This is a genomic window from Marinobacterium arenosum (assembly GCF_019795155.1).
GTDB classification, from domain to species: Bacteria; Pseudomonadota; Gammaproteobacteria; order Pseudomonadales; family Balneatricaceae; genus Marinobacterium_C; species Marinobacterium_C arenosum.
In genome coordinates this window covers 1-14,097 of sequence record NZ_JAILYN010000028.1, presented here as the reverse complement: position 1 = coordinate 14,097, position 14,097 = coordinate 1, and the positions used below count along the sequence as shown (strand labels likewise).

Annotated in this window: 14 protein-coding genes; 7 read left to right on the top strand and 7 right to left on the bottom strand. The window is 61.7% G+C overall.

The features are described 5' to 3' along the window. The first annotated feature begins 1 nt into the window (after nucleotide 1). The 6 genes from K6T12_RS13340 to K6T12_RS13315 all read left to right on the top strand — a co-directional run bounded on the left by K6T12_RS13340 (nucleotide 2) and on the right by K6T12_RS13315 (nucleotide 8,747). A complete protein-coding gene (locus tag K6T12_RS13340) occupies nucleotides 2-709 on the top strand; it encodes a copper resistance protein B (protein WP_222223310.1) in 708 nt (235 codons plus the stop codon). Between the two features lie 319 nt (nucleotides 710-1,028). Further along, the gene (locus tag K6T12_RS13335; protein ID WP_222223308.1) at nucleotides 1,029-1,445 is read left to right on the top strand and encodes a hypothetical protein; all 417 of its coding nucleotides are present in this window, start codon (nucleotides 1,029-1,031) and stop codon (nucleotides 1,443-1,445) included. Between the two features lie 449 nt (nucleotides 1,446-1,894). After that, entirely contained in the window at nucleotides 1,895-2,296 is a 402-nt protein-coding gene (locus K6T12_RS13330) for a hypothetical protein (RefSeq protein WP_222223307.1), read from the top strand. Nucleotides 2,297-2,374: 78 nt separating this feature from the next. Continuing rightward, nucleotides 2,375-3,676: a TolC family protein gene (locus K6T12_RS13325; RefSeq protein WP_222223305.1), complete on the top strand. Its 1,302-nt coding sequence runs from the start codon at nucleotides 2,375-2,377 to the stop codon at nucleotides 3,674-3,676. After that, nucleotides 3,673-5,631 carry an efflux RND transporter periplasmic adaptor subunit gene (locus K6T12_RS13320; RefSeq protein WP_222223303.1) on the top strand — a complete coding sequence of 653 codons (1,959 nt, stop codon included), beginning with the start codon at nucleotides 3,673-3,675 and terminating at the stop codon, nucleotides 5,629-5,631. Before K6T12_RS13325 ends, K6T12_RS13320 begins: the two co-directional genes overlap by 4 nt. Continuing rightward, a complete protein-coding gene (locus K6T12_RS13315) occupies nucleotides 5,628-8,747 on the top strand; it encodes an efflux RND transporter permease subunit (RefSeq protein ID WP_222223301.1) in 3,120 nt (1,039 codons plus the stop codon). Before K6T12_RS13320 ends, K6T12_RS13315 begins: the two co-directional genes overlap by 4 nt. Before the next feature lie 45 nt (nucleotides 8,748-8,792). Here K6T12_RS13315 and K6T12_RS13310 read toward each other — a convergent pair whose 3' ends face one another. The 5 genes from K6T12_RS13310 to K6T12_RS13290 form a co-directional block, all read right to left on the bottom strand. Beyond that, complete coding sequence (locus K6T12_RS13310) at nucleotides 8,793-9,029, bottom strand: SHOCT domain-containing protein (RefSeq protein ID WP_222223299.1); 237 nt, start codon at nucleotides 9,027-9,029, stop codon at nucleotides 8,793-8,795. Between the two features lie 68 nt (nucleotides 9,030-9,097). After that, nucleotides 9,098-9,517: a c-type cytochrome gene (locus tag K6T12_RS13305; protein ID WP_222223297.1), complete on the bottom strand. Its 420-nt coding sequence runs from the start codon at nucleotides 9,515-9,517 to the stop codon at nucleotides 9,098-9,100. A 177-nt stretch (nucleotides 9,518-9,694) separates the two neighbouring features. After that, entirely contained in the window at nucleotides 9,695-10,042 is a 348-nt protein-coding gene (locus tag K6T12_RS13300) for a hypothetical protein (protein WP_222223295.1), read from the bottom strand. 189 nt (nucleotides 10,043-10,231) lie between these two features. Beyond that, complete coding sequence (locus K6T12_RS13295; RefSeq protein WP_222223292.1) at nucleotides 10,232-11,122, bottom strand: c-type cytochrome; 891 nt, start codon at nucleotides 11,120-11,122, stop codon at nucleotides 10,232-10,234. Between the two features lie 9 nt (nucleotides 11,123-11,131). Then, the gene (locus K6T12_RS13290) at nucleotides 11,132-11,758 is read right to left on the bottom strand and encodes a c-type cytochrome (protein ID WP_222223290.1); all 627 of its coding nucleotides are present in this window, start codon (nucleotides 11,756-11,758) and stop codon (nucleotides 11,132-11,134) included. Nucleotides 11,759-11,994: 236 nt separating this feature from the next. Here K6T12_RS13290 and K6T12_RS13285 point away from each other — a divergent pair, with 236 nt between their 5' ends. Then, nucleotides 11,995-12,195 carry a hypothetical protein gene (locus K6T12_RS13285; RefSeq protein ID WP_222223288.1) on the top strand — a complete coding sequence of 67 codons (201 nt, stop codon included), beginning with the start codon at nucleotides 11,995-11,997 and terminating at the stop codon, nucleotides 12,193-12,195. 52 nt (nucleotides 12,196-12,247) lie between these two features. Here K6T12_RS13285 and K6T12_RS13280 read toward each other — a convergent pair whose 3' ends face one another. Both K6T12_RS13280 and K6T12_RS13275 read right to left on the bottom strand, forming a co-directional pair. Beyond that, complete coding sequence (locus K6T12_RS13280) at nucleotides 12,248-12,703, bottom strand: c-type cytochrome (RefSeq protein WP_222223286.1); 456 nt, start codon at nucleotides 12,701-12,703, stop codon at nucleotides 12,248-12,250. Between the two features lie 120 nt (nucleotides 12,704-12,823). Continuing rightward, nucleotides 12,824-13,291 carry a hypothetical protein gene (locus K6T12_RS13275; RefSeq protein ID WP_222223284.1) on the bottom strand — a complete coding sequence of 156 codons (468 nt, stop codon included), beginning with the start codon at nucleotides 13,289-13,291 and terminating at the stop codon, nucleotides 12,824-12,826. Nucleotides 13,292-14,097 lie beyond the last annotated feature (806 nt).

The window sequence follows — 14,097 nt, the reverse complement described above, 5'->3', positions numbered from 1 at the left end:
TATGCAACCACAGACACTGATCGCGCTGCTCGCCGCCGGCCTGCTGTTCAGCGGCAACGGCCTGGCCGCGACGGAGGACGACCCGCTGCTGGGCATGCTGAACATCGACCAGTTGGAGTGGCGCGATGCCGATGACGGCAGCCTGCTGAGCTGGGATGTCCAGGGCTGGGTCGGTTACGACCTGGACAAGCTCTGGCTGAAGTCCGAAGGCGAGCGGTTGGCGGGCCGCACCGAATCCGCCGAACTGCAGCTGCTGTACGGCAGAGCGGTGGCGCCGTTCTGGGACCTGCAACTCGGCCTGCGCCACGATTTCAAGCCGGCCGAGCCGCAGCAGTGGCTGGCCTTCGGCCTGCAGGGGCTGGCGCCCTATCAGTTCGAAGTGGACGCTACGGCGTTTATCGGCGAGGGGGGCCAGAGCGCCCTGCGACTGGAAGCGGAATACGAGCTGCTGCTCAGCCAGCGGCTGATCCTGTCACCGGAGATCGAACTCAACCTGTATGGCGAGGATGACGCAAGCCGCGGCATCGGCTCAGGCCTGTCGGACCTGGAGCTGGGCCTGCGGCTGCGCTACGAGATCCGCCGGGAGTTCGCCCCCTATATCGGCCTGAACTGGGAGCGCAAGTTTGGCGACACCGCCGACTTCGCCCGCGAGGAGGGGGAGTCGACCGACGACCTGCAGGCGGTGATCGGCATTCGCGCCTGGTTTTAGAGCGATCCGGGAGGGAGCCTCGCTCCCTCCTTTTTTTTCTTTTTTAGAAGGCTTCGCGCATGGGTCGGAAACACCTACGCCAGGTGAGCGAGCGCCACGTGGGCACAAAAAACATGCCCGCCCTACAAGGCTTAAACGCGATGATCCTTTTTCATTCCATCTCATCCGGCCTTATCAAGGCATACCAAGATTCCCCTCTGCGAAATAAAAACACCAAAAACCTTAAATAAAACCATTGACCTTCCAGCTGCTGAAACCTTTAGACTGCCTACAAAAGTTAGAGATAGATAGCAATTTAATCGTTACACAAGGAGCCACCATGAATATCAAAAGCACAATGGCCGTCATTGTTTCAGCCCTGGCTATCTCGACCGCGGCACAGGCCGGTATGACAAAAACAGCAGACCAGCAGCACTATATGATGCACGGCGGCAATGGACCGCAGGGACATGCGATGCAGGGCAAAGCCCACGACGCCGGACAAAGCTCCGCTCACCGGGAGACGCTGTCCCACGGTGAGCCGGCACATCCTCAGGGGCGGCACTACATGATGCACGCCGGCGACGGCCCCCAGGGCCATCTGATGTCCGGACAGAGCCACGCCGAAGGGGCTTCGAGCGGTCATGTCGAGCAGTATGGTCATGCCGATCGATCGGAAAAACGGCATTATATGATGCGCGGCGGCGACGGTCCCCAGGGGTATTGGATGGACGGAGCGTCACACGATAGCGCCTGACGCTTTTCGATGCCAGCCGAGTTCTCGGCTGGCATCAGCAACAGCCAGTATTTTTAACCTCACAAAGCACTCACTCAATACAAAATCAATACAAGTTTATATTCACCATAAAAACCTTAGCCATAGACAATTTTCAACGCTTTATCGCCAATCGGCTGGTCGTGAAAAATCTTGAAAAGCCCTGAAATATCGCCACCCGAAAAATCGGTGCATGGCGCTTGATACTTGCCAGAGAACAGAGCTTAGGGCCGATATTCAGCCGGCCCACTTGGTGGCCTCAGACCGCGCCAAGATAACTGCAGCGGTCGCAGCCACGACGTCCAGCTTGGCGCTTGCACGCCGATCTTCTACAAGACAGGGAACTTTTTGGCCAATCCCCATCTCGAAGCTGGTACTAAAAACGGCGCCACTATACACTCTGGCGGCTTTTTCCGAAGCGGACCTTTCCGATGACTCAGACAAGACAGATCTCACGGCGCCTGCCGGCTATCCTGCTGATAGCCGCGCTGCTGTCTTGCCTGATCGGCAGCTGCATGGCCAACCTGCAGAGCCTCTCCGCCAGTGCCGAACAACAAACCAACCACCACCAGGTGGCGCCCCACCAGGACAGCGCCCAGCACGCCACCTGTTCGCCGGAGCAAGCCGACTGCCAGGTCCAGGTTCAATCGCCGCTGTCCGCCACGGTCAGCAATGTCGCGTTCTTCCCGCTGCTGTGGGTACTCAGCTTGCCGTTGCTGTTCGGCCTGTTGCCGCTGCAGCATATAGCACGCAGTTTCGCCTTCCGGGCCAGGCGCAAATACCTGCCCGGCTTCCCCCGCCTGCACCTGACCCAGAGCGTCCTGCTGGATTAAATCCCGGTTTCCTCGTCAGTCACTCCCTCGCGTCCGCGCCCGGGAGCCAAACCTGTTTACTTACGAGTGAAACCCGATATGTCGATAGATATTTCTTTAAAGCGCGCCGGCGTGCTGGCCGCTGCGGTCACCGCCCTGCTGTCCGGCCCGGTCCAGGCAGAGCTGACCTTTGACGAAGCCATCAGGCTGGCGCTGCAAAACGACCCCTGGCAAACCGACAACCGGCTGCAGGAGGAGGCGCTGCGCGAACGGGCCAGCGCCGCCGGCGCCCTGCCCGACCCGATGGTCCGCCTGGCGATGGCCAATCTGCCCACCGATACGCTGGATCTGGACCAGGAAAACATGACCCAGCTGCAGTTCGGTGTCTCGCAAACCTTTCCCCGCGGCGACAGCCGGGCGCTGAGCGAGCAGCGCTTGCAGCTGCAGGCCGATGCCAACCCCTGGCAGCGTGCCGAACGCGCCGCCCAGCTGCGCCGCATGGCGGGCCGGCTGTGGCTGGAGATCTACAGCCGCGAGGCCCAGATCCGGCTGATCAATGACAACCGTCACCTGTTCCGTCAACTGGTCGACGTCGCCACCGCCAACTACCGGCTGGGCGGCAGCCGCAGCCACGACCTGGTGCGCGCGGAGCTGGAACTGACCCGGCTGGACGACCGGATCACCCGCCTGCAGCAGGAGCGTGACCGCTTCTACGGCGAGCTGGCACGCTGGCTGCCGGAACAGGCCGCCTTGCAGCCGCTGGCCGACAAGCGACCGCAGCTGCGGCCGGCCATCGATCTGGCCGAGCAGTTATCGCCGGCCGACGAGCAGCGCCTGTTGCGACATCCGCGCATTCAGATCATCGACCAGCAGCTCAAGGTGGCACAGCAGGATATCAGTCTCAGTGAGCAGGCCTACAGCCCGCAGTTCAAGGTGGATGCGAACTACGGGTATCGGCTGGACAGCCCTGACGGCCGCGAGCGTGCCGACCTGTTCACCCTGGCGGTCAGCTTCGACCTGCCGCTGTTCCCGGAGCGACGCCAGGACCCGCTGCGGCGGGCGACCGTGAAGCAGCATGAGGGTCTGCGCGAACAGCGACTGCTGGCGCTGCGCGAGCTGCGCGCCGAGCTCTACCGCGAACATGCCAACTGGCGCCAGCTGCGGGCGCGGGAAGCGCTGTTCGACCAGCGTCTGCTGCGGCAGATGGGCCACCAGACCGAAGCGGCGATGCGGGCCTACGCGGCAGACAGCAGCGATTTCGCCGAAGTGATGCGCGCCGCCATCGCCGAGCTGGACAGCCGGCTGGAACGGATCCGGCTGACCAGCGCCCGGCAGCAGAGCGTCCTCAACCTGAACTACATCCTGGCCAACGCCGACGACCTTGCGGAGAGCACACCATGAAGTTAGTTATTAACAGCCTGCTGATGCTGAGCCTCGGCGCCGGCGCCGGCTATCTCGCCACTAGCTACCTGGCCGATGCCCCCTCGCCCTCCTCCGCTGCCGGCGGTAAAGCCGAACCGCTCTACTGGGTCGCCCCGATGGACCCGAACTACAAGCGCGACAAGCCCGGCCTGTCGCCGATGGGGATGGAGCTGATCCCGGTCTACGAGGAGGATCTCAACGGCGGCGACGACGCCCCCGGCACCGTGGCCATCTCGCCGGAGGTGATCAACAACCTCGGCGTGCGCACCGCACCGATCGCATTCGGTCCGCTGCAGGCGGAGATCCGCAGCGTCGGCTACGTGGGCTTCGACGAAGACCTGCTCAAGCATCTCCACTCCCGGGTGGAGGGCTGGATACAGGTGCTGCACGTGAAGAGCGAAGGGGAGTACGTGGCGGCGGGCCAGCCGGTCTACGAGCTCTATGCTCCGACGCTGGTGAACGCCCAGGAGGAATACCTGGCCGCCCGGCGCAGCAACAACCGCCTGCTGCAGCGTTCCGCCCGCGACAAGCTGCGGGCCCTGGGGGTTTCCGACGAGGAGATCAAAGCCCTGGCCCGGCGCGGCAGCGCCCGGCAAACCATCGTCGTGCGCGCCGAAAGCGGCGGCTACGTCAGTCAGCTGAACGTACGCGAGGGGATGTTCATCAAGCCCGCGCTGACCCTGATGAGTATCGGCCCGCTGGACCAGGTCTGGGTGACCGCCGAGGTGTTCGAACGCCAGGCGGCCTGGCTGCAGGTCGGCCAGCGCGCCAGCATGCAACTGGATTACGCACCGGGCCGCGAGTGGCAGGGCACGGTGGACTACATCTATCCGGTGCTCGACGCCAAGACCCGCACCGTGAAGGTCCGGCTGCGCTTCGACAACCCGGACCAGGCCCTGAAACCCAATATGTTCGCGCGCCTGGATATTGCTGCCAAGGCGACCGACGCGACCCTGCACGTGCCCGCCGAAGCGGTGATCCGCACCGGCAGCCAGCAGCGGGTGGTGGTCGCACTGGGCGACGGCAAGTTCAAATCGGTGGCGGTGGAGCTGGGCCCGCAGGCGGGCGACCGGATCGCCATCAATGCAGGCCTGCTGCCGGACGACCAGGTGGTCACCTCCGCCCAGTTCCTGCTCGATTCGGAGTCCAGCATCAGCTCCGACTTTCAACGCATGGCACCGCGGGAGCTGCCGCCCGAAACAGTCTGGACCCGAGGGATCGTTCGGAGCGTCAATCCGGATAGTCAACTGATGACCATCAGCCACGATCCCGTCGACGCCTGGCAATGGCCGGCGATGACCATGGATTTCCAGACCCAGCCGGGGCTAGCGCTGAACGGCGTCAAAACCGGTCAGGAGATCCACTTCGAAATGACCCGCAGCGGCAACAGCGCCCTGGTCAGCGCCATCCATATCCCCGATCAGTTGGCCCCGGCAGCCAGCGGCGGGATGGACCACAGCCAGCACCAGGGGATGAACCACGGTATGGACCAGAGTGCCGGCCAAGGTCAGACGACGGAAAAAATGCCGGCGATGGATCATAGCCAGCACCAGGGGATGAACCATGGTATGGATCAGAGTGCCGGCCAAGGTCAGACAATGGAAAAAATGCCGGCGATGGATCACAGCCAGCACCAGGGGATGAACCACGGTATGGACCAGGGTGCCGGCCAAGGTCAGACGACGGAAAAAATGCCGGCGATGGATCATAGCCAGCACCAGGGGATGAACCACGGTATGAAGCAGAGTGCGGACCAAGTCCAGAGCCCGGCTGCAATGAAAGAAACGCCGGCGATGGACCACAGCCAGCACCAGGGGATGAACCACGGCATGGACCAGAGTGCGGGCCAGGGCCAGCGCCCGGCGGCGATGAAAGAAATGCCGGCGATGGATCACAGTCAGCACCAGGGGATGGATAACGGAGGTGCGCAGTGATCGAGAAAATCATCCACTGGTCGCTGGCCAACCGTTTCTTCGTGTTGCTGGCGACGTTGATTCTGATCGGCTGGGGCGCCTTCACCGTGAAGAACACCCCGATCGACGCGATCCCCGACCTGTCCGACGTGCAGGTGATCATCAAGACCAGCTACCCCGGCCAGGCGCCCCAGGTGGTGGAGGACCAGGTAACCTACCCGCTGACCACGGCGATGCTGTCGGTACCCGGCGCGGTGACGGTGCGCGGCTACTCCTTCTTCGGCGACTCCTACGTCTATGTGATCTTCGACGAGGACACCGACCTCTACTGGGCGCGCAGCCGGGTGCTGGAGTACCTCAGCCAGGTGGCGCCCAGCCTGCCGGCCACCGCCAAGCCGCAGCTGGGGCCCGATGCCACCGGGGTGGGCTGGGTTTACCTGTACGCGCTAGTCGACCGCAGCGGCAAACAGGACCTGGCCCAGCTGCGCTCGCTGCAGGACTGGTTCCTGAAGTATGAGCTGCAGACGGTGCCCGGCGTCTCCGAAGTGGCCACCGTCGGCGGCATGGTGAAACAGTACCAGGTGCGGGTCGATCCGGAGAAACTGCGTGCTTTCGACATGCCGCTGGCCCATGTGCGCAACGCCATCCAGCGCGGCAACCAGGAGACCGGCGCCTCGGTGCTGGAGCTGGCAGAGGCGGAGTACATGGTGCGCACCTCGGGCTATATCGACAGCGCCGAGGCGTTGCGCCAGATTCCGCTGGGCGCCACCGTCAACGGCACGCCGATCCTGCTGTCCGATGTGGCCGAGGTGGTGATCGGCCCGCAGATGCGTCGCGGTATCGCCGAACTGAACGGCGAAGGCGAGACCGTCGGCGGGGTTATCGTGATGCGCTTCGGCGAAAACGCCCAGAAAACCATCGACGGCGTCAAGGCCAAGCTGACGGAGCTGCAACGCAGCCTGCCGGACGGGGTCGAGGTGGTGACCGTCTACGACCGCTCCGGGCTGATCGAACGGGCGGTCGACAACCTGTTCGAGAAGCTGGTGGAAGAGTTCATCGTGGTGGTGGTGGTCTGCGCGCTGTTCCTGTTCCACCTGCGCTCGTCGCTGGTGGTGATCTTCAGCCTGCCGGTCGGCATCCTGGCGGCGTTTATCATCATGTATTACCAGGGCATCAACGCCAACATCATGTCGCTGGGCGGGATCGCCATCGCCATCGGCGCGATGGTGGACGGCGCCATCGTGATGATCGAGAACGTCCACAAGCATATCGAGCGAACCCCGCTGACCGACGAGAACCGCTGGCAGGTGATCGGCAAGGCCTCGGCCGAAGTCGGCCCGGCACTGTTCTTCAGCCTGCTGATCATCACCATGAGCTTCCTGCCGGTGTTCACGCTGGAGGCCCAGGAGGGGCGGATGTTCTCGCCGCTGGCGTTCACCAAGACCTACGCCATGGCCGCCGCGGCCGGCCTGGCGATCACCCTGGTACCAGTGCTGATGGGCTATTTCGTGCGCGGCAAGGTGCTGCCGGAGCACAAGAACCCGCTCAACCGGCTGCTGACCGCGCTTTACCTGCCGGTGATCCGACGGGTGCTGGAGTGGCCCAAGGCCACCATCAGCCTGGCGCTGCTGGTCACTGCGGTCGGTTTCTGGCCGGTGGACAAGCTCGGCAGCGAGTTCATCCCGCCGCTGGATGAAGGCGACCTGATGTACATGCCGACCACCTACCCCGGTATCTCGATCGGCAAGGCGCGCGAGCTGCTGCAGCAGACCGACAAGCTGATCCGCACCGTGCCGGAGGTGCAAACGGTGTTCGGCAAGATCGGCCGCGCCGATACGGCGACCGATCCGGCGCCGCTGACCATGATCGAATCCTTTATCCAGCTCAAGCCGCGCGAACAGTGGCGCGACGGCATGACCAGCGACAAGCTGAAGAAGGAGCTGGACCAGCTGGTACGCTTCCCCGGCCTGACCAACGCCTGGGTGATGCCGATCAAAACCCGTATCGATATGCTCGCCACCGGCATCAAGACCCCGGTCGGCATCAAGGTCAGCGGCCCCGACCTGGCGGTGATCCAGCAGGTCGGCCAGCAGCTGGAGCAGGTGCTGGCCAAGGTGCCCGGCACCGCCTCGGTCTACTCCGAGCGGGTCGCCGGCGGGCGCTACATCAAGGTGGATATCAAGCGTGACAAAGCCTCCCGCTACGACCTCAATATCGCCGACGTCCAGGCGGTGGTGGCCACGGCGATCGGCGGCATGAACGTATCGCAGAGTATCGAGGGGCTGGAGCGCTATCCGATCAACGTGCGCTATCCGCAGGGCTACCGCGACTCGCTGGAGCAGCTGCGTGCGCTGCCGCTGATCACCCCGCTGGGACAGCGGATCGGCCTGGCCGACGTGGCGGATATCTACATCGAGGACGGCCCGCCGGGGATCAAGAGCGAAAACGCCCGCCCCAACGGCTGGACCTTTGTCGATATCGATGGCCGCGACATCGGCTCCTATGTGGTCGACGCCCAGCGGGTGGTGGCCGAGGAGGTTCAACTGCCGCCGGGCTACGCGATCAACTGGTCGGGCCAGTATGAGTACATGCTGCGCGCCAAAGAGCGGCTCAGCTACGTGGTGCCGCTGACGCTGGCGATCATCGTCATCCTGCTGTACATGAACTTCCGCCGCTTTGCCGAAGTGGCGATGATCATGGGCACCCTGCCGCTGGCGCTGGTCGGCGGCATCTGGATGATCTACCTCAACGGTTTCAACTTCTCGGTAGCGGTGGGGGTCGGCTTTATCGCCCTGGCCGGTGTGGCGGTCGAGATCGGGGTGATCATGCTGGTCTACCTGAACCAGGCCTACGGCGAACTGGTGCAGCGCAAGCTGCAGCATGAGCAGCCGATCAAGCTGGATGATCTGCGCGCCGCGGTGATCGAAGGGGCCGGCATGCGGGTGCGGCCGGTGATGATGACCGTCGCCGCCATTATCGCCGGCCTGTTGCCGATCATGTACGGCCAGGGTACCGGATCGGAAGTGATGCAGCGTATCGCCGCCCCGATGATCGGCGGGATGGTCAGCGCGGTGATCCTGACCCTGCTGCTGATTCCGGCGGTGTACTATCTCTGGCGCAAACGCCAGCTCAGCTGAGCAACCGCCGGGGCGACGGTCTGTCGCCCCGGCCCATCTTCGCTGCTACTTGTTATCCTCCAGCATCGACTTACGCCGGCGGTACTCGGCCTCGTCGATATCGCCGCGAGCCAAGCGCTCGTCCAGGATCTCCAAAGCCGATCGGTGCTTCTCGTTCAGGCCGCTGCTGCGCTGGAAAATGGCCCGCGCCACCAGCCAGACGATCACCAGCAGCACCACCAGCCAGAACAGCATCCACAGGCCGTGGCCGAACATCCAACCTTCGTAGTTACCGTGAAACATGGTTCTCCCCTCCTTTAACCCCGTTGCCGAACAGCGGCGTCCGTGAACGGCAGCCATCTGGCTGCGGGTCACATCTGATGCTTGCGGATGGCAATGCCGTTTTGTTGCTGCAGCTCGCGCACGAACTTGATCAGCGCCGCCATATCGGCGAAGCCAACCTGCGGCTGCGCCGGCATATCGCCATAGGGCCAGTGGTGCTGACGCACCCCGTTGCGGACCGCGTTATAGAATGAGCGATTGCCGTGATGGCCCGGGTTGTAGATGGCATGGATCAACGGCGGTCCCTTGCGGGTGCCCGCCCCATTGACGCCGTGGCAACCGGCGCAGTTGTCGTTGAATACCCGCTGCCCTTGCTGCGCCTGCGCCGACAGAGCGCCCACCTGCACAGAGACATGCCCCTGGAAATGATCCGCCGCTACCGGCTGTACGCTGAATATCGTGATTGCCGCCAGCGCCAGGCTGGCCTGCATGGATCGCCGTAAATTCATAACGGTCTCCCAACATCGTTGAATGGTTGTGCGGCCAGCCGGCGGATACCGGCTATCGGGGGCTAGATGACGCGAGAGATTGCCGGCGCCCAGCGCGGCGTAGCGGCAAGTCGCGTTTCAGCCACCGGGTGACAACGGAGGTCGCCGGCTGGCAAGAGGTACGGACTGGAAGCGCCGTTAAATCTTCGGAGGGTGATCGGGGCCTGCGGCAAACCCCGCCAGCACCGGCGGGCACAGCCTGGAGGCGATAAAAGCGCGGTCAGGCGCCAAGAAAAGTGTACCGGCATAGCTCAGCGGCGGGCGCTGCTTGGAGAAACAGCTGCGCTCGCAATCATCCAGCAAGTCCGCGCAAGCGACATTCGACGACATATCCGTCATCGGCCCGGACATAAGATGCTGCTCAGGAGCACAGCCGGCGGAGCCGCCCGATACGAAACCGGCCGCCTGAAGCGAGGTCAGGGTCAGCAGCAACGCCAACAGCGCACAGAGATGTTTCATGGGCAGGCTAATCCGGCAGATCGACATAAGGTCCGCAGTTAATCGCCAATCCGGCGCTGGGACGCCCTGTTATTATTGAGGCCCGGCGACTGGCTGTAAAGCCGGGTTCTGTGAGGCTTTCCGTCATTTGACCCAGGTCAGCGGCGATGCCGCCAACCAGCGTCGCCATTGAAAAACCGGATACCCTCGGGTATCCGGTTGGGCACCTCAATCGGGTCAGCTGCGGTTATTCAGCAGGTAGTGGGCGATCGCTTCCCGGTCGGCCTGGCTCAGGAAGGAGGTGCCATCACGAATCACCTCCCCCATGGTGCCGCCCAGCACATCGCCATCGGGGGTGATGCCGGATTTCAGGGCATACGCCAGATCCTCGACCGTCCAGCCGTTGGCTTGCAGCGCGGCAGCGGTGATCGCCGGCGCGGAGCCGCCGTCCGGCAGCCCCGATGCGCCCTGGAAGGCGGCATCAGGATCGAGCCCGCCCAGCAGGTTGCGCGGCGTATGGCAGGCAGCGCAATGCGCCGCTCCCTCCACCAGATAAGCGCCCCGGTTGAAGCGCTGATCAGCGTCGGCGGACGGCTGGAAGCGCTGCCGTTCGAGGTACAGCTGCTGCCAGAGCCTCAGACCGCTGCGGATATTGAACGGAAACTCCAGCTGCTGCTCCCTGGACGGTTGCGCAACAGCGGGCACCGTCCGAAAGGCCGCCCAGAGGTCGGCGATATCCTGGTCGCTGAGACGGGTATAGAAGCTGTACGGAAACGCCGGGTAGTACGGCTCCCCTTCCGGTGAAACGCCCTGCCGCAGCGCGCGGGCGAAATCCTCCAGCGTCCAGTTGCCGATACCCTGTTGCGGGTCTTGGGTCAGGTTGGGCGCATAAAAGGTACCAAAGGGCGTATCCAGCGGCGCGCCGCCGGCCAGCGGCTTACCGCCGCCGGCGATGTCGGTATGGCAGGCGATACAGCCGCCCGCCCTGGCCAGATAGGCGCCACGTGCGACATTCCCCTGGTCGGCCGCAATCGAGACCGGCTCGGCAATCGAGGAGAACGCAAGCCCTCCCCACACCAGCGCACCGGCCGCCGCCGCGCCGGCGACGCCTAAAATCAAGCGCTTCATGGCGGTCCCTCACTCGTCTTCCTGGCGGTAACGGGTATGACAGCTGGAACAGCTGTCGGTGACCATCTTGAACAGCATCTCGGCCGGCATCTGCGCCAGATGCTCCTCGGACGGCCGGGTACCGGCCATCATGCCGCCGCCCATCATATGCCCGCTTCCCATCATCGAGTCGGAGCCCATCATATGTCCGGCCCCCATCATTGAATCGGAGCCCATCATATGCCCGCTTCCCATACCACCTTGTGAGCCAGCCTGACCATGTCGATCCGCGGCCTTGCCCAAGGCCTGGCTGAACAGCTGAAGATCGTCCGCCATCTGTCCGAAACGCCGCCACTCCTGCCAGATTATCTCTTTGGCCTCGGTCGGCTTGTGCAGGCTGCCCTCGGGAAACAGCCGGGTTAACGCGTCCCCCGAATTGCGCTGCAATACCAGGGCAGCCTCACGCACTTCGTCCGGGTCATAAGCAGCCTTGCCACTGAACATCGCGGACAGCGACTTCATCGACGTTTTCATCTCCTTCATCGTTTCCATCCGCTCTTTTACCACACCGGACGCCCCACCATGGGCTACGGCAGCTACGGAGGTAACGGTCAGCGAACATGCCAGTACAGCACCCAGAAGATTTTTAAATTCCATCATCCAACTCCATTCGATCTCTATCGCACAGGCGCTTTCCGCCTGTAATCACTCAGAAATTACGCATAAACTGCGCAGTTACGTAGAACAACGGGGTGGAGTCAGACTTTCGGGGGCGGCACCTCAACCGGCTGCGCAGGCGCGCGCGGCTGCAAGGCATACACGATCAGAGGCTGCGCAGGCAGGCGTCGACTGCTGGCGCAATACAGATCAGGGGTGAACAAGCTGTAGCCGGCATGGCACAACTGCTGATGCAACTGGTCGACAACGGCGGCATCGTGACCGGCGGGCCCGGTGCCATCAAGATCATGGCCGTGGGCGCTGTGCTCGGCATGCAGCAGCATATGCTGCAACGCCGCCTGCTGGGCGCTTGCCGCAAGACTGTGCGCCTGCAACGGCTGCAGGCTGCCAAGCAGCATCATCGCCAACGCCAGTAATAGCCTGATCCGCTGTCTCATAGGGTTCGACCTGATAGAAGGTAATCCGATATTAGGGAGCCCGGCTGCGCTTTTCAATCTCTAACCATCGCTGATAGATAGCGTCCGGCCAGAAGCTCTGGAAACCGGCGATCACCTTCAGCATCTCCGCTTCGGTCAGTTCCCCCTGCCAAGCGAGCATCCGGCCGCCATAGGGTGCGCCACCCTCGGCGATAACCTTATGTAACATCGCCAGTGGGTGATGCCAGGCGTGGGCGGAGCCATTCAGCGGTGGCGGCGGGTAACTGCCATCGGCATCGGGCGTCTTCCAGTCGGCGGTACCTTCGGCATTTTCACCATGACACTGCGCACAGTGACGACGAAACAGTGCCAAACCGGCATCCCGTTGCTCGACGGTATACCAGCGCCCGGTGCCCGGTTTGGCCTCCAGCGAGGCCGACTCAATATCATTCCCGGCACTGCAGGCCACCAACAGTAGCAGCGACAGCGCGAACAGCGTTTTTCTCATCCGCCATCTCCTAAGCCAGCGTCAAACCCGATAACCCATCCTTATGGAGCGATAACAACGATTGTTATTCATGCAATCACCAGTATCAACACAGGCAAAATAATCACCCGATGACGGACATCACTTATCTTCTATATTTTTCTTGATCTTATCCAACCTTTCTTTCTGTATCTCACTATTTTTCATCTGCTTCGACCCGGCTTCGATAGCAGCAGTAAAACCCTTTTTTTTCGTTAGCTCCTCACATAGTTCTTTCAACCTTTCGTTGATTTCATAAAGGAGTTTAGAGTCCAACTGATCCATTGATTTAAGCGACTGGGTTGCCTGTTGGACTAAGAGCGGAAATGACTCTAGGATAGTATTTTCTATTGGCTGCCTCTCCAATCTAGACTGTAGGTGCACTCGATCCTCCAGCCATAACACAAGCTCCTTTATCTCCTCAGTGTATAGTTCCGCTGCAACATGAGGAGGGACCCGATCAACTCGAGCGTTGAATGAGGCCACAGTGATACGGGTTTCCTTACTTGGATCTTTATCCTTTATAACTCGAATGCAATTAATCGATTCACCTTTGGTAATGAATTCCATAGCGAATTCCTCGTAGCAGGGCGCGCTCTCGATCTCAACCGTTTTCGGAGGCTCCTAAAAAGTAGATATGGATAAGAACAATTACCACCAAAAAGCTTTACTCCAATATCGGATTGGTCATGCTCACAGTCCCCCCACATCTAGGGAACCTGTGAACAAGTTCCTTGGGCCTCTGGCTTTCGGAGCGATCAGAGATCAAGGCAACGATTACAGGCGCAGGGGCGGCCTTTGGCAGAGTTCATGAATTGCAGTCAGATCCCCCCCTTATCCCCTCCTGAGTTAACGTGAATAGAGCGTGAACTTACTCTAGCAGGATAGCGCTTCGAATGACTGCTTAGGCCGACATTTGGTCTGAAGGAAGCCTAATGCCGGTACGCGGAATCAGCGAGCGTAACGCCTTGGGCACACGGATACGGAAGTAAAAGACGGAGTGCCGAGAGAGTTCTAGGTAAGCAGAAGATCGGGCTATGTGTCGCACCTTGTGTCGCACTTAAGCAAACAACAGAGCGAATCAGCATAAAAGCCAAGAAAAACAACAATATGCATAAGATGGGAAGCACCCCACCAGGACCCTGTAAATAATTCTGGTAACTGCCAAGGTTAAATATAGTCCGCCAAGCGGTCTTCAAACTCGATCATAAAGCGGTTCAGGGCAGCCTTCCAGCTCCTGATGGGCATTGTCCAGAGACTGTAGATAAAACTGTGTAACTGCCTATCATGGAGCCAGCAATGGCTAAGGATAGGCAGTATGGACAAGAAGCAACTGGAGGCCTTCGCTCGCGAAGCCGCAAAATCCATCAAAACCG